The organism is Micromonospora sp. NPDC049171 (genome assembly GCF_040648275.1).
GTDB lineage: Bacteria > Actinomycetota > Actinomycetes > Mycobacteriales > Micromonosporaceae > Micromonospora.
In genome coordinates, this window is record NZ_JBEZDJ010000021.1 from 30,489 (window position 1) to 56,221 (window position 25,733).

Genomic DNA, 25,733 nt, shown 5'->3' on the forward strand with positions numbered 1-25,733 from the left:
TTACTGTACACGCCGCTCGTGGATCATGCACATCGCCTTCCGACCCCACCCTCCCCGCGCTTTCGCCCCTGCTCAAACCACCTCGTACCCGCCCACCGACTCCCCACCCGGGGCGTGTCCGGGTAGCGGCCGGCGGCCCTCTGACGGCAGCATTGCCACGTGTCCCATCCCTCTCCCCTGGCAGCCGCCCAGCACCGGGCCCTCGCCCTGCGCGCCGCGGGCGACCTCAGGGCCGCCCGGCAGCTACTCGCGGAGGCCGTCGAATCCGCTCCCCCGCCGTACGCCAAGGACCACCCGGAGATGCTGCACACCGCGCACCTGCTGGCGCGGCTGCACCGCGAGGCGGACGATCCGCTCGCCGCCCGCCGGGTGCTGGAGGAGGCGTTCGCGGCGGGCGAGCGACGTTGGCAGCACGCCGACCCGGTGATGCTCGCGCTCGCCTTCGAACTCGCCGAGGTCGCGGAGGATCTGGGCAACCGGCACGAGGCCCGCCGCAACTACACCCGCGTCGCCACCGCCGGGCCCGCCACGCTCGGCGAGCACCACCCGGCGGTACGCGCCGCCCGCGACTATCTTGGCCCGCCCTCGTCGGCGCCGAGTGAGCAGCACAGGCCGTCACCGGCCCCCGATCCGGACCCGAGCGCGGCGGCCGAGTCCGGCATCCGGTCGGCGCTGTCCGGCCCGACGCTGTCCATGGCGACGCTGGCCGCGATGCGCCCCTCCGCTGGTGGCCCGCCGCCCACCAACTCGCCCTGGGCTCCGCCGCAGGCGCCGGCCACCCCCTGGTCAACCCCTCCCGGGGTACGCGGCCCCGCCGCACCCAACCCGGCCAGCGACGCCGCCGCAGCGCCAGCTGCCGACTCCCGGCGTACGCCCATGCCTCCCCCGATCACACCGCCGCAGCCCAGCGCACCGCCCGCCGCACCCGGGCCCGCCTTGCCGCCCCGTCAGCGTGCCAGCGAGCAACCAGCCGGGTCCGCCCGGCCAACGATCGACCAACCACCCCGGCCAAGACCCGAGAGTCAGCCGCCCCGGCCAAGACCCGAGAGTCAGCCGCCCCAACCACGAGCAGAAGGCCAGCCACCTCAGCCCAGGATCGAGGGCCAGCCACCCCGGCCAAGGGCCGAGAGCCAGCCACCGCCGTCTGGTCAGCGGCCACCGCAGCAACCGTCCGGACCACCCGTAGCGCCCCGCCAGCGCACGGGTGACCAGGCGACCCACCCGGCGGTCGACGTGCCGCACCGGCCGTCCACCCCATCCGCCCCGGCACCGGCCGCCGCGGCGCCCGCGTCGGGGCCGCCGGCGCCTCGGTGGGACAACCCCACCATCCAGGTACGACAGATCGAACCGCTGCTCGCCGAGGAGGCCGCCCGTGCCGCAGCCGGAGCAGCCGGAGCGAGTGGACTGGCCGACACGTCCGGCGCCGACGCGACCTTGCCGGACCGACAGTCCCCAGCCGGTGGACAACCAGGCCCGGCGCAGCCGGTCAGCGGACCACCAGCCCACCCGGTCAGCGGGCCACCCGCCCACCCCTACCCGGTCTCCGGACCACCGGCACACCTGTCCCCGACCTCCGGGCCACCGGCGCACCCGTCCCCGGCCTCCGGATCACCAGCCCATCCCTACCCGGTCTCCGCGCCACCCGGGCACAGCTACCCAGTCTCCGCACCACCCGGCCGCGCACACCCCGTCTCCGCACCACCGGTGAGCGCCCCACCCGGCCACGGCTACCCAGTCTCCGGGCCACCCGGCTACGGGTACCCCGTCTCCGCACCACCCGGGCACAGCTACCCCGTCTCCGCACCACCCGGCTACGCACACCCCGTCTCCGCACCACCGGTGAGCGCGCCACCCGTACCGCCGTGGGGGTTGACCGCGCCGCCGTGGAGCCGCACCGCCCCGCCGCAACCCCTGCCGGCTGCCGGTGCCGACCCCGTCGAGGAGCCCCCGCCGGACGCGGACGACAGTGGCGCGGACGGTGAGTCCGGGCTGGGTAGCGTCGATGCCGCGGTGGTGCCGACCTCACCGGCGTATACCGCGATGTCGGATCAGACCGAGGTGATCCCGGCCGTCCCAGCCGGCGGTGGCCCGGCCAGTGGTGACGCCGGTTCGACTCCGGCCGTCGCCGCCCCACCAGCTTCGACCGCCGGGCCGTCGGCCGGGCCGACTCCGGCTGCGTGGTCAGCGGACGCGGGCACGAGGCCGGCGGAGTCGCGGCCGACCACGCCGCGAGCGACGCCGCAGCACCACCACGACCAGTATCCGACTCAGGACCAGTACCCCACTCAGAACCAGTACCCGACTCACAACCAGTACCCGACTCACGACCAGTACCCGCCCCGCGACCAGTACCCGACCCCGGAGCACCAGGCGATCCAGGTGCCGTACCCGGGTCAGCAGTACCACTCGGTGCACGACATGTACCGGCCGGCGCACACCGACGAGGGCGGGTCGGCGGGGCGCAACCGTGCGACGCTGATCGGCGCGGTGGTGGCGGCCGGGGTGGCCGTCGTGGCGGTGGCCGGCCTGGGTGCGGTGGTGTTGACCCGGGACGACCCGCCGCCCGCGGGCACCGTGCCGACGGCTGCGGGCCAGGCGACGGTGGGGCCACCGCCCGGGGATCTGCGGCTGCGTGACGATTCGACAACGATCACGCTGACCTGGACTGATCCGTCCGGCGGCGCGGTGCCGTTCATGGTCGCGGCCGGGCGGGCGGGGCAGCCACTGGGGGTGATGGCCACCGTGGACCCGGGTAAGACGAGCTACACGGTGAACGGGTTGAACTCGAGAGTGGATCACTGTTTCACGGTGTTGGCGGTCTACTCCACCGACAGCTTCGCGACCTCGGGTCAGGTCTGTACGACGCGGGAGCGTACCGCCGGGTCGAGCGGCGAGCCCTCGGTGCGACCGTCGCCGAGCTGAGGCACACCGAGCGGAACCGGGGTGAGCTGGGCGTCCACTGCGCACACGCTCGGTATCCACAGGGGTGACGGTGCGGGTTCCCCCGTCACCAGCAGCGCCATATGATGGCACCCGGCTCAGGGGAGGGGTCGCCGCGAGGCGCCGCCACCTGCCACGACTCAGGGGAGGCAGCCGGCTGTGGCCAGCATCGAAGACTCCGTACCGACAGATGCCCGTCGCTCCCGGTCCCGGCTGCGCGGCGGGCTGGTGACGGTGGGCACGGTGGCCGCGCTGCTGGCGGCCATGGGGCTGACCGTTCTGGGGCTCGGCGCTGCCGACAACGCGGTGGCCAACTATGACGCGAGTTCGTGGCTGTGGAGCGCGGCGCGCAGCGAGCTGGCCCGGGTCAACGGGGTCACCGCCCGGGTGGACACCCGCACCGAGATCCCCGGTGCCGTCCGGCACCCGATGCAGATCACCCAGACCGATCGGCTGCTGGTCCTGCGTGACCTGCAGACGGGGCAGATCAGCTCACTGGACCTGGCCACCCTCCAGCTCACCGCGACCACCCGGACCACCCCCGGCCTGGGCGTGAGTGTCGCGCTGCACGAAGATTCGGCGTTCGTCGTCGACGCCGTGCAGGGCATCGTGCGCCAGCTCGACCCGCGGTCGCTGACCCCGGTCGGCGAGCCGGTGCACTATCCGCCGGGCATCACCGGCGGGACGTTCGACGGCGAGGGTCGGCTGTGGATCGCGGTGCCCAGTCAGGGCACCGTCTCGGCGATCACCGCCGCCACGTTGCCGTCCGCGCCGGCCTCGGCCGCGCCCGCCGGCGGCGGGCTCAGCCCGAAGCAGGTCGAGTCGTACGACGTCGCCGAGGCCAGCCACGAGCTGGTGGTGTCCAGCCTGGACGAGGGTGTGGCGGTGCTCGACCGCACGGCCGGGAAGCTGGTGCGGGTGCAGGGGGGCAAGGTTCATCCGACGCCGTTGACGCTGTCCGGTCCGGGTGAGCTGCCCACGCGCACCAGCGGGCAGCGGGTTCCGGTGACCGTGCCCGGCGAGCGGCGGGTGCTGGTGGTGGGTGACGGTGGGGAGGAGCGGGCGTTCACGGTGCCGGGCGAGGGTGACCGGCTCAGCCCGGCGGTGGCCTGGGCGGACCGGTTCTACTGCGCCGACGAGGCCACCGGCACGATCTACACCTTCGACGGGGATGGCCAGCTGGTCGAGACCATCCGCGGGCGGGCGAACGGCCCGCTGGAGCTGGAGGTCCGGGAAAACCACCTGTTCATCAACTCTCCCGACGCGGCGACCGCCCGGGTGGTGGACGACAAGCACCAGGTGCGCGAGGTCGACAAGTACGCCAACGACGTGCTCGGCGGCGATCCGCCGCCGGTTGCCCCACCGCCGCCCCCGCCGAAGAAGCCCCGGGTGGGTAAGCCGAGCGCGCCGCGCAGTGTCACCGCCGCCGCCGGCAACGCGCAGGCGCGGGTGAGCTGGCGGCCGGCCGCCGCGAACGGCGCCGAGATCATCAAGTACGTGGTGGAGGGTGCCGGCCAGCGCCTGGAGGTGGGCGCCAACCAGCGTGCGGTGGAGGTCAAGGGCCTGACCAACGGCGAGACGTACCGGTTCGCGGTGCACGCCGTCAACGCCAAGGGCGACGGGCCGCCGCGCACCAGCAACCCGGTGATCCCGACCGCGGCGGTGCCCGACCCGCCGGCGAGCGTGACCGCCCAGGAGCGACCGGACGGCACGGTGCTGGTGAAGTGGCCGGCCGCGAACGGCCAGGGCAACACCATCGCCCGGTACGCGGTGACGGCCAGTTCGGCGGGGACGAACGCGCCGGTCGGCGAGTCGGCGAAGACGGAGCTGGTGGTGCCCGCCGGTGAGTTGGAGTTCGGCACCCAGTACGCGTTCACCGTCGTCGCGGTCAACGACAAGGGTGCCGGTTCGGCGGCGTCGCCGGTCAGCAACACGGTGGTGCCGTTCGCGGTGCCCGGTGCGCCGGTCGAGCTGCGGGCCGGCACTGTCGCCAACCAGCCCGGCTCGGTCACGGTGCAGTGGGCGCCGGCCGAGGCCAACGGCCGACCGGTGACGAAATACCTGGTGGACGTCGGTGGGCGGGTCACTGAGGTGACCGACACCCGCACGACGGTCACCGGGCTGGGCAACGGCCAGAACGTCACGGTGCGGGTGAAGGCGGTCAACGAGGCGGGTGCCGGCCCGGAGGCCACCGCCACCGCCCGTACGGTCGCCGAGCCACGGGTGACGGTGACCGGCTCGTCGGCGACCGCCACGGCGGCGACTGTGACGTTCACCGTGGACGCGGGCGGCGGTCAGGCGACCTGCGCGGTGAGCACGCCGGGTGAGCCGACGAAGGCCGGTGCGTGTTCCAGCATCACGATGACGGGCCTGGCGCCGGGCACGGCGTACACGTTCACGGTGACCGCGAACAACGCCGCCGGTAAGGGCACTGCGACGAGGGCGCAGGCTACCCCGTCGCTGTACGGAATCGCGACCTGCAACAACGGGCCGGGCGACGACCAGCGCACCTACTGCGACAAGGAGCGCGACGGCCGCAACGGCAACGAGGTCTTCAAGGTGACCCGGCAGGACAACGACCAGCAGGCCGGCTGGGCGAAGCCCGGCACCCGGTTGGAGGCGTACTGCAAGAAGGCCGGCGAGGACGTCGACTCCTACGTCTACAACAACCACAAGCGCAGCACCTGGTGGGTGCAGGTCGACTTCAACGGGAAGAAGAACTACATCCCGTGGGCCTGGCTCAACCTGGAGGGCGGCGACGACATCAATGTCCTGCCCACCTGCTGAACCACCAGGCAAGGAGCACCGCCGACCGTGAACGCCCACGAGCCGCTCACCCACCCGGAGGTCCAGGGCTTCGCCGCCCTGGCCGCCCGGCTGGCCGAGAACGTCAACGCGGTGGTGCTCGGCAAGCCGCAGGTGGTCCGGCTGGCGCTGACCGCGCTGTTCGCGCAGGGTCACGTGCTCCTGGAGGACGTGCCGGGGGTCGGTAAGACGACCCTGGCGCGGGCCATCGCCGCCACGGTGAAGGGTGAGTGGCGGCGCATCCAGTTCACGCCCGACCTGCTCCCGTCGGACGTGTCCGGGGTGACCATCTTCAACCAGGCGAGCAGGGACTTCGAGTTTCACCCGGGGCCGGTCTTCGCCAACATCGTGATCGCCGACGAGATCAACCGGGCGTCGCCGAAGACCCAGTCGGCGCTGCTGGAGGTGATGGAGGAACGCACCGTCACGGTGGACGGGGTCCGCCATCCGGTGCCGTCGCCGTTCCTGGTGGTGGCCACGCAGAACCCGGTGGAGATGGACGGCACCTACCGGCTGCCCGAGGCCCAGTTGGACCGTTTCCTGGTGAAGCTCTCCGTCGGCTACCCGGACGAGGCGGTCGAGGTGGAGGTGCTGCGCGGCGCGACGGTGCGTTCCCCGGAGGCGCTCGCCCCGGTCACCGACACCGCCACCGTTGGGGAAATGGTGCGGATGGCCCGCCGGGTGCACATCGCCGAGCCGCTCTACGCGTACGCGGTTCGGCTGGCCGCCGCGACCCGCACCCACCCGCAGGTGCGGGTCGGGGTCAGTCCCCGGGGTGTGATCGCGTTGACCCGCGCGGCGTGCTCGTACGCGCTTATCGACGGGCGGGGCTGGATCATGCCGGAGGATCTGAAGGCGCTCGCCGAGGCGGTGTTCGCGCATCGGCTGCTGCTCACCCCCGAGGCCCAGGTGCGCGGGATGACCGCCGCGGAGGTGCTGCGCCAGGCCATCGCCTCGGTGCCGGTGCCCCTGCCGTCGGGGCAGCCCGCTCCGGTGCAGGGCTGACCGGCAGCAGCGGCATGGGGATCACCGCCCGTGGGGTCGGGCTGCTCGTCGCCGCCGTGGTGCTGCTGGCTGTGGGTTTCCGGTTCGCGTACCCCGAGTTGACGCTGCTCGGCGCGGCGGCCGGCGCGGCCGTGGGTTATGCCGCGCTCGTCGCGGCCTGGCGGCCCCGGCTGACGGTGACCCGGCACGCCGATCCGGACCGGGTGGCCCGCGGCGAGCCGGCGAGCATGATGGTGACGGTGCGCAACACCGGTCGGTTGCGGTCGGCGAACCTGCTCGCCGAGGATCGGTGCGGGGATCGCAGCGTGCCGGTGCCGGTGTTGCGTCTGCGGCCGGGCCGGGACACCGAGGTCCGCTACGACGTGCCGACGCACCGTCGTGGGGTGGTGCCGGTGGGGCCGCTGCGGGTGACCCGACGCGACCCGCTGGGGTTGGTGGCGTTGGCCCGCCCGTACGGGACGGTGGTGCCGGTGTGGGTGTATCCCCGGGTCCACCCGCTGACGGCGGTGCCGCGCGGTGCGGGGCGCAGCCTCGACGGCCGGGTGGACGGGGTGCCCCACGGCTCGATCACGTTCGACTCGCTACGGGAGTACGTGGTGGGCGACGAGTTGCGCCGGGTGCACTGGCGGACCAGCGCCCGGGTGGGTGAGCTGATGGTGCGGGAGAACGTGGACACCAGCCTGCCGCGCCTGGTCGTCCTGCTGGACAACCGGGCCGTCGCGCACCCGCGGCGGGTGGGTGGGGTGGCGGAGTCGTTCGAGTCGGCGTGTGAGGCGGCGGCGTCGGTCGTCACGGCCGCGCACCGCGAGGACCTGCCGGTGGTGTTGCTGTTCGCCGCCGCCGAGCCGGACCCGCCGGGCGGCGAGACGGACGTCGGTGCGGCGCTCGGCCCACTGGACCGGCTGGCCGCCGCCGAGCTGTCCGACGCGGACGAGGCGGTCCGTGGGGCGGCTTCCCGGCTGCGCCAGGACCGGCTCGGTGACACGCTGATCTTCCTGACCGGGCCGGGTGGGCGCGACGACCTGGGGCACGTGGGGGCGCTGCGTGGGGCGTACCCGTCGGTGGTGGTCGGGGTGTTCGGGGCGGCCGAGCCGACGCCGCCGGGCGCGGCCGGCCTGGTGGTGGTCGACGCGGCGGACGGCGCGCAGTTCGCCGCCGAGTGGGACGGGGTACGCCGGTGGTGACGGGCATCGCGCCGCAGAAGGAGACGGCGGCCCCTCGACAGGCGCCGCCGACGGCCGGCGGACCGAGCGCCGCAGAGCGGGTGGTACGCGCGTTGCGGGCGGCCGTCGTGCCGCTGGCGCTGATCACGCTCACCGCGCTCGCCGGGGTGGTGCTCGGCCGGGTGTACGCGGGTGACCTGCTGACCCGGCTGGTGATCGGCGCGGCGGTGGGCTCGGTGCTGGTCAGCGTCGCCGCCCGACGGCTGCCGTCCTGGCTGGTCGCGCCGGTGTCGATGGCGGCGATGGCCGGGTGGACGCTGTGGTCGTTGCGGCTGGCCGCCGCCCGCGCCGACCTGCCCGGCAGCCTGCTGGAGGTGAGCGCGGACGCGGCACGCAACGGCATTCCCCGGCTGCTCACCGCGATGATTCCCGTGGAGCCCACACCGGACACGGTGCTGGTCCCGGTGGTGGCGGCGTGGCTGGCCGGTCTGGCCGGGGCGGAGGTGGCGCTGCGCACCGGCCGGATGCTGCTCGGCTACCTGCCGGCGGCGGGGCTCTACGCCGCGGCCCTCTACGTGGTAGGCCCGAACGCCGAACCAGCGATCGGGACGACCATTGCCTTCGTCGCGGTCGCGGCGGTCGGGCTGGCCGCGCCGACGGGTACGCCGTCGGCCGGCGGTGACCCGACGGCCGGTCTCGCCCCAGGGATGCGCGCGGCGGTGCGGCTTCGGCTGGCGGTCTCGGCGGCGCTCGGCGTCGCGCTGGTGATCGGCCTGGTCGCGCTGCTCGGCCCGATGGTCGCCGGTCAGGTCGACGGGCGTCCGGTGGACCCGCGCCGGTACGTGGAGCCACCGCAGGTGCAGATGCTCGACGAGAACCCGCTGATCCGCATCTCCGGGTGGGCGCTGCGCCCGGAGCAGAAGCTCCTCGACGTGAGCACGGTGGGCGCCACCCCGTCGGCCGGCGGAGCGGACGACACGAAGGCGACCGGCGGCGTGGACGACGCAGCGACCGCCGACGCGGGCGACGCGAAGGCGGGCCGCAGCGTACAGATCCGGTTGGCGGTGCTCAGCGACTACGACGGGATCACCTGGCGGGTCGGTGCGACGTACCGCAACGCGGGGCGGATCCTGCCGGCCACCGCGCCGGCCCGGGACAGCACGGTGGATACCGTCCGACAGGAGATCACCGTGGCGGAGCTGAGCGGTCGGCTGCTGCCGGCCGTGGCGACGCCGCGCGAGGTCAGCGGGGCGCGGGTGGCGTACGACCCGGCGTCGGGAACGCTGATCAGGCCGGAGGGACTGACGCCGGGGCTGCGGTACACGGTGACGTCGGCCCGGGAACGCCCGGACAACAACCTGCTGGCCACCGCGAACGTGCCGGCCGGCGAGGAGGTGGCCCGGGTGCTGCGGGTCGCCGACGGGGTGCCCGACCCGCTGCGCCGGTTGGCGGCACAGCTCGCCGAGGAGAACGGCGCCCCGTACGCGCGGGCGGCGGCGATCGAGCAGTTCCTGGCCGAGCACTACCGGGTGGTGGCCGACGCGCCGAGCGGGCACGCGTACCCGAACCTGGCCTTCTTCCTCTTCGGTCCGCGCAACGGCGGCGGGCAGCGCGGGACGTCGGAGCAGTTCGCGGCGGCGTTCGCGGTGCTCGGCCGGCTCTCCGGTCTGCCGACGAGGGTGGTGGTCGGCTTCTCCTGCAGTGGGCAGGGCCCGGTGCGGGCCGGTGATGCGTACGCCTGGCCGGAGGTGCTCTTCGACGGATTGGGCTGGGTGGCGTTCGACCCGCTGCCTCGCCCGGAGAACGAGCCGAGGCCGGTGGAGGAGGACTTCCGCCCGACCCCGGAGGACCCGCCGCCGTCGGAGGCGCCGGCGCCCACCGTGGAGCCGACCGCGTCGCCGGAGCCGGTGGCCGCCCCCGAGGGCCCGCCCGCACGGGGTGGCGTGTCCACGCCGGTGCTGGTCGCGGGCGGCAGCGGTGCCCTGCTGCTGGTGGTGGGGGCGCTGCTGCTCACCCTGTTGGCGATGCGTCGCTCCCTCACCCGCAAGCGACTGGCGGGGGGTGACCCCGGCCAGCGCATCGCCGGCGCCTGGCGGGAGGTCACCGACGCGTTGCGACTGGCCGGCCGCCCGGTCGGCGACGACCTGGCGGCGACCGAGGTGGCTGCGCAGGCCCGCCAGGCCCTGGCCGAAGCCCGAGCGGGCACGACCAGAGGCGGCGCATCCGGCAGCGCCACGACCGGAGGCGGCACACCCGGAGGCGGCGTGCCCGGCGGCGGCGTGCCCGGCGCGGAGCCGGCCGTCGACGAGCTGGCGACGCTGCTCAATCAGGTGGGTTTCGCCCCCGAGGCCGCGGCGGCCGATCAGGCGGCCCGCGCCGCCGAGGTGGCCACGGCCTACATCACCGACCTGCGCTCGGCCCGACCCTGGTGGCGCCGCCTGCTCTGGTCCGTGCACCCCTCCCCCCTCCACCAGGCCCGCCGGTCCCCCCACTCCCACCCCCGCCGCCCCCCGCGGTGATCAAGAGGTTCGCGTCATTTCAAGACCCGTCCCTGACCCGAACCTCTTGATCACCGGTGGCGGACTGGGGGCTGCTCGTGACCGCGGTGACCGTCAGCGGCTGACCCGGGCGCCGGCGAACTGCGACCAGCCGGCCACCAGTTCGGTCACCACCGCGACCAGCGGCTGCAGGTGGGTGGCCGGATAGAAGTGGCCGCCCGGCATCGAATGGCATACGAACTGCCCCGACGTGTGCCGTGCCCAGGCCCGCGCTTCATCCGGGGCGACCCGCGGATCGTGCTCGCCGACCAGCGCCGCGATCGGGCACCGCAACGCCCCGGTACCACCGGGATAGGTCTCCAGCGCGCGGTAGTCGTTGCGGATCACCGGCAGGCTGGCCCGGACCAACTCGGCCTGCACCGGGTCGGTGATGGCCGCGCCGCTGAGGATCTCCACCTCGATCAGCAGCGCCGCGTCGCTGAGCAGGTGCACCTTCGCGTCCCCGGCACGCGACGGCGGTCGGGCCGCGGAGGCGATCAGGCCCAGCGGCGAACGACCGTCGCGTTCCAGGCGGGCCGCTAGCTCGAACCCGACGGTGGCGCCCATGCTGTGGCCCAGCACCGCCGTGGGCCGGTGCGACCAGGGCAGCAGCGCCCGCTCGACCGATTCGGCGAGCACTTCCAGGTCGTCCACCAGGGGTTCGGTGAGCCGGTCCTGGCGGCCCGGGTACTGCACGGCGAGGACCTCGATGTCCGGGGGGAGCGCGCGGGCCAGGGCGAAGAAACTGGACGCGGACCCGCCGGCGTGCGGCAGGCACACCAGCACCGGGGCGTCGGCGGAGGCGGGCGTGAACCGTCGTACCCAGCTCTCGGTCGTCATGCCGCTCCCCCGTCGCTGGGCTTGGGAAACCATCCCCGGTTGATGAAGAAGTCCACCTGGCGGCGGAAGAACTCGCGAGTCACCGGCGGGCAGGCGATGTCGCTGCCGTCCAGGGCGGCGACCGTCTCGCGGTCGTCCACCGGCGGGTAGAAGCGGTCCGGCGCGGCCGCCATCACGTCGAACGCGTCGAGCAGTGGAAGCAGCGCGTTGGCCGGGTCGCCGATGATCGCCGCCCGCCAGTCGTCGGCGGACCGTTCGGTCAGCGGGTAGCCGGTACCGCGCAGCTCTTCGATCATTTCGTCCAGCCCGATGTCGCCGTGCCCGGCCACGTGGAAGGTGCCGCCGGAGGTCTGCTCCTGCCGGGAAATGTGCAGGATGGCCGCGCTGGTGTAGTCGACCGGCATCAGCCGGAACCGCACCGGAATGGGTTCCGGGACGGCACCGCTCTGCACCATGCCCTTGAGCGCCAGCCACACGTAGTCGCGGCTCTGGCAGGCCCCGGAGTACCGGTCGCCGGCGATCAGGTCGATGCGGTAGATCGAAACCGGCAGACCCCGGCCGCGGGCGATCTCGATGATCTGCTCGGCCACCCACTTGCTCTGCGTGTAGCCGGTGGGCAGCCGCTCCCCCGGGCCGGCCGGGTCGCCGACACGCAGCCCGGCGCCGCCGGTGTCACGTCCGACGTAGACGCCGAGGGTGGACACGTGGTGGACCGGCACCGTCCGGAACCGGGCGGCCAGTCGCAGAATCTCGGCGGTGCCGCCGACGTTGGCGTCGCGCACGGTCGCGTACGGCTGTACCCAGTTGACGGCCGCGCCCGCGTGGTAGACGGCGTCGACGGTGCGGGCCAGAGTGTCGTAGTGCTGCTCAGTCAGTCCGAGCCGGGGCGCGGCCAGGTCACCGGGGACGACGACGATCCGGTCCTGGTCGATCTGGCCGGTCAGGCCGTACCAGTCGAGGTTGTCCATCAGCCGCCGGCGTGCCTCGTCCGGTCCGGCACCGCGCACCAGGCAGTGCACCCGGGCCCGGGTCTGGCTCACCAGATCGCGCAACAGGTAGGCGCCGAGGAAGCCGGTAGCGCCGGTGAGCAGCACCTCGCGCGGGTCGGCCACGACCCGGTGCAGCTCGTCAGCAGGCCGGATGTCGTCGGCCAGGGTGATGTCGGCGGCGAAGTCCGGCCCGGCGGGCTGGTCGGCGCCGCCCAGCTGGCCGGCGAGGTAGCCGGCGGCGTCCAGCAGAGTCGGGTGGTCGAAGACGAACGTGGCCGGTAGCCGGAGCCCGGCGACCGCGCCGAGCCGGTTGCGGAACTCGACGCCGGTCAGCGAGTCGAAGCCGAGGTCGGACAGGCGCTGATCGGCGGGTATTTCACCGGGGTTGACGTGGCCGAGTACGGCGGCGACCTCGGCACGGACCAGTTCGACCAGCCGGTCGCGGCGCTGGTCGGCGGGCAGCCCGGCGAGTTCCTCGAGCAGGCCCGCCTGCGCGGCGTCGTTGCCGGCGGCCTCGCGGCGGGTCAGGCGCAGCACCGCGTCGAGCATGGCCGGCACCTGGTCGGGCCGCGCGCGCAGGGCGTCCGGGTCCAGGGGCGCGACCACGACGCCGGGTTCGCCGAGGGTGAGCGCCGCGTCGAAGAGCGCCGTCCCGGCGCCGGTGGCGATCGGCGGGTAGCCGGCGCGGGCGATGCGGTCGATGTCGGCGACGCTGAGCTCCCCGCCGGCGCCGCTGATCTGCCAGACGCCCCAGGCGATCGAGGTGGCTGACAGCCCCTGCTCATGGCGGTGGGCGGCGAGCGCGTCCAGGAACGTGTTAGCGGCGGCGTAGCTGGACTGGCCGGCACCGCCGATGACCCCGGCGAGCGAGGAGAACAGGACGAACGCGGTCAGCGGCAGGTCGCGGGTCAACTCGTGCAGATGCCACGCGCCGTCGGCCTTGGGCCGCAGTACGGCGTCGAGCCGCTCGGTGGTGCCAGAGGTGATCAGGCCGTCGTCGATGACACCGGCCGCGTGGACGACTCCGGTCAGCGGGTGCTGCGGTGCGATGCCGTCCAGGACGGCGCGCAGCGCCTCGCGGTCCCCGGTGTCGCAGGCCGCGATCCGCACCCGCGCGCCGAGTCCGGTCAGCTCGTCCGCCAGCTCCGCAGCGCCCGGCGCGGCGGGTCCGCGGCGGCTGGTCAGCACCAGGTCGGTGACGCCGTGTGCGGCCACCAGGTGTCGGGCGAACAGGGCGCCCAGCGCGCCGGTGCCGCCGGTGATCAGGACGGTGCCGCCGGGCGTCCACGGCGGAGCGGACGCGGTGGCGCCGACCCGGTGCAGGCGCGGGATGAGGATGGTGCCGGAGCGGACGGCGGCCTGCGCGACGCCGCTGGCGGCGACCATCGACAGGATCGGGTACGGGTCGTCGTCATGATCGATGTCGGCCAGCACGAAGCGGCCCGGGTTCTCCGACTGCGCTGAGCGGAGCTGCCCCCACACAGCGGCCGCCGCCGGATCGGTCACCGGACCACCGGCCGGGACCGCGCCGCTGGTGGTGATCAGCAGGGGGACGTCGGTGAGCCGCTCGTCGGCCAGCCACGCCTGTACCAGGGTGAGGACGCGGCGAGTGTGCAGGTGTGCCTGCTCGGCGGTGCGCGATCCGGCGGGCTCGCCGCCGCAGTCGTACCGGACGGCGGTGGCCGCGGCGGCCCGGTCCAGGGCGGCGCGCAGCCGGTCGGGGTGGTCCGGGTCGGCGGACATCAGCGGGGCCCAGTCGTGGTCCGGGGTCGGGCCGGTGACCTCGACGGGTGTCCACCGCACGGCGAGCATCGCATCGGACACCGGCTGCCGCCCGGAGGTGTGCGCTCCGCGTTCGGCGGCGCCGAGGGTCGCGACGAGCCGGCCGGTGCGGTCGGCGAGGACCGCACTGAACCCGCCGCCGGTGGCCGGAGTCAGGCGGGCGCGCAGGGTGGTGGCGCCGGTGGCGTGGACGTGCCAGTCGCTCCAGGCGTGGATCGGGCCGTCGCCCGGGGCCACGTTCAGCAGGGCGTCAAGCAGGGCCGGATGCAGAACGTACCGGTCCGCCTCGCCGGCGAGGTTCTCCGGGAGGGTGACCTCGGCGTACAGGTGCGGTGAGTCGGTGACCGCCTCGGGTGCGGACGGCCAGACCGCAATCGGTTCCTGGTCAGCGGTGATGGTGACGCCGAGGGTGCCCTCGGCGTGCCGGGTCCACGGGCCGTCGCCGTCACCGGGGCGGGCGTGCACGGTCACCGGACGCCGGCCGCGCTCTCCGGGCGCCCCGACCCTGACCTGGACCTGAAGGCCGCCCCGGGCGGGCATCTCCAGCGGGGTGATCGTGCGCAGTTCGCGGACGGTCGTGCAGCCGGTCTCGTCGCCGGCGCGGGCCACCATCTCCAGCAGGGTCGCGTCGGTGACCGCCGGGTTGCCGGAGCCGGGCAGGCGGGTGGTGAACACCGTCTCGTCGCCGCCGGCCAGGGACACGGCCGCGCCCAGCAGCGGGTGGGTGGTGTCGCGCAGGCCGAGACCGGTGGCGTTGCCGGTGCGGCCGGCGGCGACATGCCAGTAACGGGTGTGCTCGAACGCGTACGTCGGCAGCGGAACGACCCGCGGGTTCGTCCCGGCGAACGGGTGTTCCCGGTCGACGGGCAGGCCCTGGGTGTGCAGGTGGGCGAGGGCGAGCTGGAAGGTGCGCACGGCGTCGGTGTCGCGGCGCAGGGTGCCGCCGACGAGCGCGTCGGCGCCCAGGTTGTCGCGCAGCGAGGCGACCAGCACCGGGTGCGCGCTGACCTCGATGAACGTGCCGTGCCCGGCGTCGGCGAGGGCGCGCAGGGTGGTGGCGAACTCGACCGGCCGGCGCATGTTGGCGTACCAGTAGCGGGCGTCCATGCCGGTGGTGTCAAGGCGCCCGCCGGTGACCGTCGAGTACAGGGGCACGGTCGCCGCTTGGGGCCGCACGTTGCGGAGGGCTTCGAGCATCTCCTGCTGTACGACGGCGACGTGCGGCGAGTGCGACGGGAAGTCGGCCGGGAACCGCTTGGTGCGCGCGCCGGCCGCAACGCACTCGGCGACGAACTCGTCCAGGGCCTGCCTTTCGCCGGCGACCAGCACCGACGCCGGGCCGTTCTCGACCGCCAGGGTCAGCCGGTCGGCGAAGCGCCCCAGGCGCCGCTCGACGTCGGCGCGGGGCAGGCCGATCGCGGCCATCCCACCGCGCCCTTCCAGCCGGCGGGCGAGCCGGCTGCGGACCGCGATGATGCGGGCGCCATCGGCGAGGGAGATCGCGCCGGCGACGACGGCTGCGGCAATCTCGCCCTGGGAGTGCCCGACGACGGCGTCTGGCCGGATTCCGGCCGCCTCCCACAGGGCGGCAAGAGCCACGTGTACGGCGAACAGGGCCGGCTGCACCACCTCGATGCGGTCCAGGGCCGGCGCGCCGGGCACGCCGCGCAGCACGTCGTCCAACGACCAGTCCAGGTGCGGTTCGAACGCCTTGACGCACTCGACGACGCGGGCTGCGAACACGTCCGAGGAGGCGAGCAGCGCGGTCGCCATCCCCGGCCACTGGCTGCCTTGGCCCGGGAAGACGAACACGGTACGACCCCGGTCGGCGGCCGTGCCGGTCATCAGATTCTCGGCGCTCTCCCCGGCGGCGAGCGCGTCCAGGCCGGCCAGCACGGTGTCCCGGTCGGCGGCCACCACCACCGCCCGGTGCGGGAACACCGTACGTGTGGTGGCCAGCGAGTACGCCACGTCGCGCAGGACGTCCGGGCGGTCGCTCGCGGGCAGCGACCGTACGTGGGTGGCGAGCCGGGCGGCCTGGGCCCGCAGCGCGGCCGGTGTCTTCGCCGACACCGCCCACGCAAGCGGCCCCGCGACCACCGTCTCCGGCTCGTCGCCGGACGGCTCTCGGGTTTCCGGTGCCTGTTCGAGCAGCAGATGGGCGTTGGTGCCGCTGGCGCCGAACGCGGAGACCGCGCCGCGGCGGGGTCGATCGGTGCTCGGCCACGGCCGGGTGGTGGTGAGTAGTTCGACGTCGCCGGCCGACCAGTTCACGAACGGCGACGGCTCGTCCAGGTGCAGCGTGCGGGGCAGCACGCCGTGCCGGATGGCCTGCACCATCTTCACGATGCCACCGACCCCGGCGGCCGCCTGGGCGTGCCCGACGTTCGACTTGAGCGAGCCGACCAGCACGGGACGGCCCTCGGGGCGGCCGGCGCCGTACGTGGCCAGCAGCGCCCCGGCCTCGATCGGGTCGCCGAGCCGGGTCCCGGTGCCGTGCGCCTCGATCGCGTCAACGTCGGCGGTGGTCAGCCCGGCGTCGGCAAGCGCCTGCCGGATGACCCGCTCCTGGGCGAGCCCGTTCGGGGCGGTGAGCCCGTTGGAGGCGCCGTCGGAGTTGACCGCGCTGCCGCGGACCACGGCCAGCACGCGGTGACCGTTGCGCCGCGCGTCGGCAAGCCGCTCCAGCACGAGGATCCCGGCGCCCTCGGACCAGCCGATCCCGTCGGCGGCGGCGGAGAACGGCTTGCACCGGCCGTCCGGGGCGAGTCCCCGCTGCCGGGAGCCGTCCAGGTAGCCGCCGGGGTGCGCGGCAATGTACGCGGCACCGGCCAGCGCCAGGGTGGACTCGCCGGAGCGCAGCGACTGGGCGGCCAGGTGCACCGCGACCAGCGCCGACGAACAGGCGGTGTCGATCGACACGGCGGGGCCCTGCAGCCCCAGCGTGTACGCGATCCGCCCGGACGCCATGCTGCTCAGCTTGCTGGTCATCTGGTAGCCCTCGAACTCCTCCGGCGGGTCGAGGTCCAGGTAGCTCTGCTCGACCAGCCCGGCGAACACCCCGGTGCGGGACCCGGTCAGCGTGCTCGGATCGATGCCGGCGTTCTCGATGGCCTCCCACGCCGACTCCAGCAGGATCCGCTGCTGCGGGTCCATGGCCAGCGCCTCGCGCGGGGAGATGCCGAAGAACGCGGCGTCGAACAGCCCGGCGGTGGCCACGAAGCCGGCCTCGCGGATGTAGATGTGGCCGGGCTTGGCCGGGTCCGGGTCGTAGAGGGCGTCCAGGTCCCAACCGCGGTCGGTCGGGAACGGGGTGATCTCGTCGCGTTCCTCGACGGCGACCCGCCACAGCTCGTCCGGGCCCTGCGCGCCCGGGAACCGGCAGGACATGCCGACGATGGCGACCGGGTCGCGCTGCGGGTTCTCCATCTCGGCAATGCGGGCGCGCGCCTGCTGCAGGTCGGCGGTGACCCACTTGAGGTAGTCGACCAGCTTCTCTTCGTTGGACATGTGCGGTCCCGTCCTCGGGTCAGCCGGCTCGGCGGCCGAGCTCGGTGTCGATCAGGTGGAAGATCTCGTCGGTGCTGGCATCGGCGATCCGGGCGCTCGGGTCGGGTCCGCTGGCCGCGGGGGCGCCGGTGAGCCGGTCCAGGACGGCCCGCAGCCGGGCACCGGCCGGGGCCAGCGCCGGGTCGCCGGGTGTCCGGCCGGTCAGGGCCGCTTCGAGCTGGTCGAGCAGGCTCGGCAGGTCAGCGTCAGGCACGCCGGCGGGCAGCAGGGTGAGCAGGTGCGCGGCGAGCGCGGCCGGGGTCGGTTGCTCGAAGACGACCGTGGCGGCCAGTTCCAGGCCGGTGGCGGCGCGGAGCCGGTCGCGCAACTGGACGGCGGTCATCGAGTCCATGCCGGTCTCCTGGAACGGTCGGTCGGCCGGGATGGCCGTGTCGCCGGTGTGGCCGAGCGCCTCGGCGCTGTGGCGCAGCACCAGGTCACGCACGGCCCGCTCGCGGTCCGCGTGATCCAGCCCGGCCAGGGTGGTGGCGAGCGTCGGGGCCGGCTCGGTGGGCGCCGACTGAGGTTCCGGGGTACGGGCGGTGCCGGTGGCCAGCCAGTAGGCACGGTCGTGGTCGAACGCGTACCGGGGCAGGTCGATGTGGGTGGCGCCGCTGCCGGCGAAGTAGGCGGACCAGTCCACGGCCGCGCCACGTGACCACACCGTCGCCAGCGCGTCGAGCAGCGTCGTCACCTCGTCGCGGTCGCGGCGGCCGGCCGGCACCGCGCCGTCGACCAACGCCGAGAGCGCCGCGTCCGGCCCGACCTCGAGGAACACACCGATGCCCTGGTCGCGCAGGGTGCGTACGGCGTCGGAGAACCGGACGGTGGCCCGGATCTGCCGGGTCCAGTAGTCCGGGTCGCTCCACTCGTCCTGCACGGCGTTGCCGGTCACCGTCGACACCGCCGGGATCGTCAGTCCGGCGTAGTCGACCATCTCGGCCTGTTTGCGGAACTCCGGCTGCATGGGCTCCATCCGGACCGAGTGGAACGCGTGCGACACGGTGAGCCGCCGGGTGCGCCGGCCCCGACCCGCCCACCGGGCCACCACCGCCGCCACGATCTGCTCGTCGCCGGAGATCACCACCGAGTCGTCGGCGTTGACGGCGGCGATGTCGATCTCGTCGCCGATCTCGGCCTCGGTGGCCTGCACGGCGGCCATCGCCCCGCCCGCGGGCAGCGCCTGCATGAGTCCGCTGCGGGCGGCCACCAGCACGCAGGCGTCCGGCAACGACAGCACGCCGGCGACGTGCGCGGCGACCAGTTCGCCGATCGAGTGCCCGGCGAGCGCGTCCGGCCGTACGCCCCAGGACTCCAGCAGGCGGAACTGGGCAACCTCGAACGCGAACAGGGCGGGTTGGGTCAGTCCCGTCTCGTCGAGTCCGGCGCCGCTGTCGATGGCGGCGCTCAGCGAGGTGGGCAGCAGGCGGTCGAAGATGTCGCAGATCTCGTTGTAGGTCGTCCGGAAGATCGGGAAAGCGGACCGCAACCCGGCGCCCATGCCGACCCGCTGCGCGCCCTGCCCGGTGAAGAGGATCGCAAGGCCACCGGTGCCGGCGGTGACGGGCACGGCGTGCTCGACATCGCTGCCGATCACGACCGTGCGGACCGGGAGCGCCGCGCGGGTGGCGAGGGTGTAGCCGACGTCGGCGAGGTCCGTGCCGGGGTGCTGGGTCAGGTGCTCGCGCAGCCGGGCGAGCTGGCGCCGCAGCGCCGGCTCGTCGCGGGCGGAGAGCACCGACGGCAGGACCGGCGGTGTCTGCTTCGCAGTCGGCCCGGTTGTCGGGCCCTGTTCCAGGATGACGTGCGCGTTCGTGCCGCTGATCCCGAACGACGACACCGCCGCACGCCGTGGACGGTCCTCGACAGGCCACGACTGGGCCTGCGACAACAGACGCACTCCCGAGGCATCCCAGTCAATCTCCGACGACGGCGTCTCGCTGTGCAACGAACGCGGCATCACCCCGTACCGCATCGCCTGAACCATTTTGATCACACCACCGACCCCCGCCGCCGCCTGCGCGTGGCCGATGTTCGACTTCAGCGAACCCAACCAGACCGGACGCCCGGAACGACCGTAGGTCGCCTGCAACGCCTGAACCTCAATCGGATCGCCGAGCCGGGTACCCGTGCCATGACCCTCCACCACGTCAACATCCGTCACCGTCAGGCCAGCGGTCGCCAGAGCCTGGCCGATCACCCGCTCCTGCGCAGGGCCACTCGGCGCGGTCAGCCCGTTCGACGCGCCATCCTGATTCACGGCCGAACCACGCACCACAGCGAGGATCTGACGACCGGAAGCGACCGCGTCCGACAACCGCTGGACCAACAGCAACCCGACACCCTCGGACCAGCCAGTACCCTGCGCGTCATCGGCATAGGAACGGCACCGGCCATCCACTGCCAAGCCGCGCTGCCGAGAGAACTCCACAAACGTGTTCGGCGACGACATCACCGTCACCCCACCCGTAACCGCCAGATCACACTCACCGCGCTGCAGAGCGGACACCGCCCAGTGCAGGGCCACCAAAGACGACGAACACGCGGTGTCGACCGTCACCGCCGGACCCTCGAGACCGAACGTGTACGCCACCCGCCCCGACACGACGCTGCTCGCGCTGCCGCCGGCGAGGTAGCCCTCCAACTCCGGGGGCACCTCGCGGACCCGTGCGCCGTAGTCGCTGTACATCGCGCCGGTGAACACGCCGGTGTTGGAGCCGCGCAGGGTCGCCGGGTCGACGCCGGCGTCCTCGAACAGCTCCCAGGTCGTCTCCAGCACGAGCCGTTGCTGCGGGTCGGTGGCGAGGGCCTCCTTCGGCGACAGGCGGAAGAAGTCGGCGTCGAAGCGGTCGGCGTCGTACAGGAAACCGCCGTGCCTCGTGATCGACGTGCCCGGGTGGGCCGGGTCCGGGTCGTACAGCGACTCCAGGTCCCAGCCGCGGTTGGCCGGGAACTCCCCGACCGCGTCGACCTCCTCGGCCACCAGCCGCCACAACTGCTCCGGCGAGCCCACCCCACCCGGAAACCGGCAGGCCATTCCCACGATCGCGATTGGCTCGTCCGCCTCGGCGCGCATCCGCTCGGCGGACGGCGCCTCGGCCGGGTCGCCGCCGAGTTGGGCGGACAGGTACGCGGTCAGCCGCTCGACGGTGGGGTGGTCGAAGGCGAGCGTGGCGGGCAGGCGCAGCCCGGTCGCGGCGCCGAGCTGGTTGCGCAGCTCGACCGCGGTCAGCGAGTCGAGCCCGAGTTCCTGCAACGGACGGTCGGTCGGGATGGCCGTGGGGTCGGCGTGGCCGAGCACGGCGGCGAGCGTGGCGCGGACCAGGTCGGAGGTAGCCCGGTTCGGCTTCGGCGGTGCCGCCGGGCGACGGCGACGCGGCACCAGCTCCCGCAGCAGCGGCGAGGCGTCGGCGGCGTCCAGCGCGGACCGGTCCAGGCGGGTCGCCGCGTACACCGGTTCGGTGCCGGCGATGGCCTGGTCGAACAGGGCCAGCCCGGCTGCGGTGGACAGCGGCCGCAGGCCGAGCCGGGTCAGGCGGCCGCGGTCGGTCGCGGACAGGTGTCCGGTCAGCACGCTGTCGGCCTCCCACAGCCCCCAGGCCAGGGAGACGGCGGGCAGCCCGGCGGCCCGCCGGTGCGCGGCGAGCGCGTCCAGGAAGGTGTTGCCGGCCGCGTAGTTGGCCTGCCCCGGTGTGCCCACCAGGCCGGCGAGGGAGGAGTACAGCACGAACGCGGACAGGTCCCGGGTGAGCTCGTGCAGGTGCCACGCACCGTCGATCTTGGGTCGCAGCGTCCGGTCGAGGCGGGCCGGGTCGAGGGCGGTCAGCACGCCGTCGTCGGTGATCCCGGCGGTGTGCACGACGGCACGTACCGGATGGTCAGCCAGGACCGCTTCGAGGGCGGCGCGGTCGGTCACGTCGCAGGCGGCGAAGGTGACCCGCGCGCCGGCGGCGGCGAGCTCGTCGCGTAACTCGGCGCCGGGCGGCGTCTCGCCGCGGCGGCTGAGCAGCAGCAGATCCCGGGCACCGTGCTGGTGCACCAGGTGGCGGGCCAGCGCGCGGGCGAGCGTCCCGCCGCCGCCGGTGATCAGGATGGTCCCGTCGAAGCGCGGCGCGGTGCCGGCCGGGGCGACCGGGACGGCCGGGACCAGGCGCGGGACGAAGAACACGCCATCGCGGATCGCGAGCTGTGGTTCGCCGGCCGCGACGGCGGCCGCCAGCAACTCCGGGGTGCCGGGCACGTCGGCGTCCACGAGCGTGATCCGGTCCGGGTGCTCGCTCTGCGCCGAGCGCAGCAGGCCCCAGACGGCGGCGTGGATCAGCGAGGGTGCTTCGCCGGGTGCGGTGGCGACCGCACCGCGGGTCAGCACGACCAACCGGGTGGCGGTGAACCGGTCCTCGGCGAGCCAGTCGCGGACCAGGGTGAGCACGTGCGCGGTGGCGGCGCGCACGGCGGCGGGCAGGTCGCCGTCCGGCGGTGGGCCGGGCACGGGGGCGAGCACGACGTCCGGCGGTTCGGCGGCCAACGCGGCCAGGTCGGACGGGGCGTGCAGCGTCGCCCAGCTCGTGCCGGGTCGCGGATTCCCGGCGGCTGCCGGGCGCCAACGCAGGGGCAGCAGGTCGGCCGCCGGCGCCGGGGCGCCGGAGGTGGACAGCGGGCGCAGCGCGACGGCGTCGACCCCGGCCAGCGGGGTGCCCGCGCTGTCGGCGACGAGCAGGGCGTACGTGTCGGCGCCCGCCGGGGTGAGCCGGACCCGCGCGGTGGTCGTCGCGCCGGGCCGGAAGCGTACGCCGGCCCAGCTGAACGGCATCCGGGCTGGCGCCTCCCCGGCCACACCGGGCAGCAGCGCGTGCAGGGCGGCGTCGAGCAGTGCCGGGTGCAGGGCGAAGTCGCCCGAGTCGACGCCACTCACCTCGGCGAACAGCTCGTCGTCGCGATGCCACAGCCGCCGCAGGCCGCGCAGGCGCGGGCCGTAGCCGTAGCCGTAGTCGCGAAGCCGCTCGTAGGTGCCGGTCAGGTCCAGCTCGGTGGCGCCGGCGGGCGGCCACTCGCGCAGGTACTCGACGGGTTCGGCCGGCGTCTCGGTGAGCTGCCCGGTGGCCACCGGGTACCAGGTGCCGTCGGTGGCGGCGTGGATGTCGACGCGCTGGTCGGCGGCGCGGACCGCCACCTGCACGTCGACGCCGGCCCGCGGTGGCACCGTCAGCGGTGTGAGCAGGGTGAGCTCCGCGATGCCGGTGGCGCCGGCCTCGTCGGCGGCACGCCGCGCCATTTCCAGCAGCGCCGTGCCCGGGACGATCACCTGACCGTTCAGCGTGTGGTCGGCGAGCCAGGGCTGGGTGTCGGTGTCGAGGTGCCCGGTCAGCAGCAGGTCGCCGGCGCCGGCCGGGCGGACGGCGGCGCCCAGCAGCGGGTGCCCGGTCGCGGACTGTCCCAGCGCGGCGGCGTCCGGGACGGCGGTACGCGGGCTGAGCCAGTAGCGCTGGCGGGCGAACGCGTACCGGGGCAGGTCGACGTGCGGGCCGGTGCCGCCCGGGAAGTAGCTGGAAAAGTCGACCGGCACGCCACGTTTCCACAGGTCGGTCAGCGCGCCGACGACGGCCGGGACCTCGGGGCGGTCGGCGCGGCAGGCCGGGACCGCGCCGTCGACCAGGGCGGACAGCACCGCGGTCGGTCCGATCTCGACGAAGGTGGTCACGCCGAGTTCGCGCAGCTTGCGTACGGCGTCGGCGAACCGGACGGTGGCGCGGACCTGCCCGGACCAGTAGCCGGGTCGCTGCCATTCGTCGCGGACCGGGGCGCCGCTGACCGTGGAGACGGCGGCGAGCTTCGGTACGGCGTACGTCAAGGTGTTCGCCTGCTCGCGCAGGGCGTCCAGCATCGGGTCCATCCGGGCCGAGTGGAAGGCGTGCGAGACCGTCAGGCGGCGGGTGCGCCGGCCGCGGCCGCGCCACAGCGCCTCCACCCGGGCGGCGGCCCCCTCAGCACCGGAGATCACCACCGCGTCGTCGGCGTTGATCGCGGCGACGTCGACGCCGTCGGGCAGCGTCGGGCGCAGCTCGTCCTCGCTGGCCTGGATCGCGACCATCACGCCGCCCGGTGGCAGGGCCTGCATCAGGGTGCCGCGGGCGACGACGAGCCGGGCCGCGTCGGGCAGCGTGAGCACGCCCGCGACGTGGGCGGCGGCGAGTTCGCCGATCGAGTGGCCCACGACGAAGTCCGGACGCAGCCCCCAGGAGGCGAGCAGTCGGAACAGTGCGACCTCGAAGGCGAACAGCGCCGGCTGGGTGAAGCCGGTCTGTTCCAGCCCGTCGCCGGACTCGATGACCGGGCGTACCGGGCGCGGCAGCCAGCGGTCCAGCTCCGCGCAGGCCGCGTCGTACGCGTCCCGGAAGACCGGGAAGGCCGCGCGAAGTTCGCTGCCCATTCCGGCCCGCTGCGCGCCCTGCCCGGTGAACATGACGGCGAGCGCGCCACCGGCGGCGGCCGGGGCCGGTTCGGCGGCCGCGAGCGCGGCGCGCAGCTCCCCCCGGCTGGTCGCGGTGATCACCGCGCGGGTCGGCAGAGCGGGACGAGCGGCGAGAGTACGGCCGATGTCGGCGACACTGGCCTCGGGGTGGGCCTGGGCGAACCCGGCCAGCTGCTCGGCCTGCGCGCGCAGTCCGGCCGCGTCGTGCGCGGAGATCAGCCACGGCACCACCGGCGGAGCGGGTGGCGGGGTGACCGGCTGCGGCACGGTGTGTTCGAGGACGACGTGCGCGTTGGTGCCACCGAAGCCGAACGACGAGACCGCCGCGCGGCGCACCCCGTCGGTCGCGGGCCAGTCCCGGGCCTCGCGCAGCAGCGTGACACCGCCACTGTCCCAGGCGACGTGCGGGGTCGGCTCGTCGGCGTGCAGGGTGCGCGGCATGACGCCGTACCGCATGGCCTGCACCATTTTGATGACCCCGCCGACCCCGGCGGCGGCCTGGGAGTGCCCGATGTTGGACTTGAGCGAGCCGAGCCAGACCGGCCGCCCGGCCTGGCCGTAGGTGGCTTGCAGCGCCTCGACCTCGATCGGGTCGCCGAGCCGGGTGCCGGTCCCGTGTCCCTCGACCACGTCGACGTCGGCCGGGCGCAGGCCCGCCGCGTCCAGGGCGCGGCGGATGACGCGCTCCTGGGCGGGGCCGTTCGGGGCGGTCAGGCCGTTGGAGGCGCCGTCGGCGTTGACCGCGGTGCCGCGGAGCACGGCCAGCACCCGGCGGCCGTCGCGGATCGCATCGGACAGCCGCTGCACCAGCAGCAGGCCGACGCCTTCGGCCCAGCCGGTGCCGTCGGCCGCGGCGGAGTACGAGCGGCACCGGCCGTCGGTGGACAGGCCGCGAAGCCGGGAGAACTCGATGAACGCGACCGGGGTCGACATGACGGTCACGCCGCCGGCCAGGGCCAGGTCGCACTCGCCGCGGCGCAACGCGGAGGCGGCAAGGTGCAGCGCGACCAGCGACGACGAGCAGGCGGTGTCGACGGCGACGGCGGGGCCCTCCAGCCCGTACGTGTAGGCGAGCCGCCCGGCGGCGATGCTGCCGGCGCTGCCACTGAACAGGTAGCCCTGGAACTCGTCCGGCGGCAGGCCGGGCCGGGTGCCGTAGTCGCTGTACATGGCGCCGGCGAACACGCCGGTGGCAGTGCCCCGCAGCGTCGCCGGGGCGACCCCGGCGTCCTCGAACGTCTCCCACGCCGTCTCCAGCAGCAGCCGCTGCTGCGGGTCGGTGGCGAGGGCCTCGCGCGGCGACATCCCGAAGAAGTCCACGTCGAACAGGTCGGCGTCGTGCAGGAAGCCGCCCTCGCGGGTGATGGAGGTGCCCACGTGGTCGGGGTCGGGGTGGTAGAGCCGCCGCAGGTCCCAGCCCCGATTGTCCGGGAACCCGCCGACCGCGTCGACGCCGTCGGCGACCAGGCGCCACAGCTGCTCGGGGGTGCGCACCCCGCCCGGATAGCGGCAGGCCATGCCGACCACGGCGATCGGCTCCTGCTGGCTGTCCTGCAGCTGTTGCAGACGCTGGCGTACGTCGCGCGCATCGGCGATCGCACGCTTGAGGTATTCGCGAAGCTTCTCTTCGTCAGCCATGGGGCCACCCACTTTC

8 protein-coding genes are annotated in these 25,733 nt (G+C 74.4%); 5 read left to right on the plus strand and 3 right to left on the minus strand.

Annotated elements, in window-relative coordinates; genetic code table 11:
• Window positions 1-159: 159 nt before the first annotated feature.
• The 5 genes from AB0B14_RS24940 to AB0B14_RS24960 all read left to right on the plus strand — a co-directional run bounded on the left by AB0B14_RS24940 (window position 160) and on the right by AB0B14_RS24960 (window position 10,432).
• Window positions 160-2,922, plus strand: a complete 2,763-nt coding sequence (locus AB0B14_RS24940; protein ID WP_357524490.1) for a hypothetical protein — start codon at window positions 160-162, stop codon at window positions 2,920-2,922.
• 177 nt (window positions 2,923-3,099) lie between these two features.
• A complete protein-coding gene (locus tag AB0B14_RS24945; RefSeq protein WP_357524492.1) occupies window positions 3,100-5,727 on the plus strand; it encodes a fibronectin type III domain-containing protein in 2,628 nt (875 codons plus the stop codon).
• A 27-nt stretch (window positions 5,728-5,754) separates the two neighbouring features.
• Window positions 5,755-6,750: a MoxR family ATPase gene (locus AB0B14_RS24950; RefSeq protein WP_357074572.1), complete on the plus strand. Its 996-nt coding sequence runs from the start codon at window positions 5,755-5,757 to the stop codon at window positions 6,748-6,750.
• Window positions 6,751-6,764: 14 nt separating this feature from the next.
• Entirely contained in the window at window positions 6,765-7,934 is a 1,170-nt protein-coding gene (locus AB0B14_RS24955) for a DUF58 domain-containing protein (RefSeq protein ID WP_357524494.1), read from the plus strand.
• Window positions 7,910-10,432, plus strand: a complete 2,523-nt coding sequence (locus tag AB0B14_RS24960) for a transglutaminaseTgpA domain-containing protein (protein ID WP_357524496.1) — start codon at window positions 7,910-7,912, stop codon at window positions 10,430-10,432. Before AB0B14_RS24955 ends, AB0B14_RS24960 begins: the two co-directional genes overlap by 25 nt.
• A gap of 93 nt (window positions 10,433-10,525) precedes the next feature.
• On the opposite strand, the gene AB0B14_RS24965 is transcribed toward AB0B14_RS24960, so the two are convergent.
• Genes AB0B14_RS24965 through AB0B14_RS24975 form a run of 3 tightly spaced genes read right to left on the minus strand, consistent with a single transcriptional unit; the run spans window position 10,526 to window position 25,717 of the window.
• The gene (locus AB0B14_RS24965; protein WP_357074563.1) at window positions 10,526-11,290 is read right to left on the minus strand and encodes an alpha/beta fold hydrolase; all 765 of its coding nucleotides are present in this window, start codon (window positions 11,288-11,290) and stop codon (window positions 10,526-10,528) included.
• Window positions 11,287-17,571, minus strand: coding sequence for a thioester reductase domain-containing protein (locus tag AB0B14_RS24970; RefSeq protein ID WP_357524498.1), 6,285 nt, complete (start codon window positions 17,569-17,571; stop codon window positions 11,287-11,289). Before AB0B14_RS24970 ends, AB0B14_RS24965 begins: the two co-directional genes overlap by 4 nt.
• Before the next feature lie 19 nt (window positions 17,572-17,590).
• Window positions 17,591-25,717 carry a type I polyketide synthase gene (locus tag AB0B14_RS24975; RefSeq protein ID WP_357524500.1) on the minus strand — a complete coding sequence of 2,709 codons (8,127 nt, stop codon included), beginning with the start codon at window positions 25,715-25,717 and terminating at the stop codon, window positions 17,591-17,593.
• Window positions 25,718-25,733: the final 16 nt, after the last annotated feature.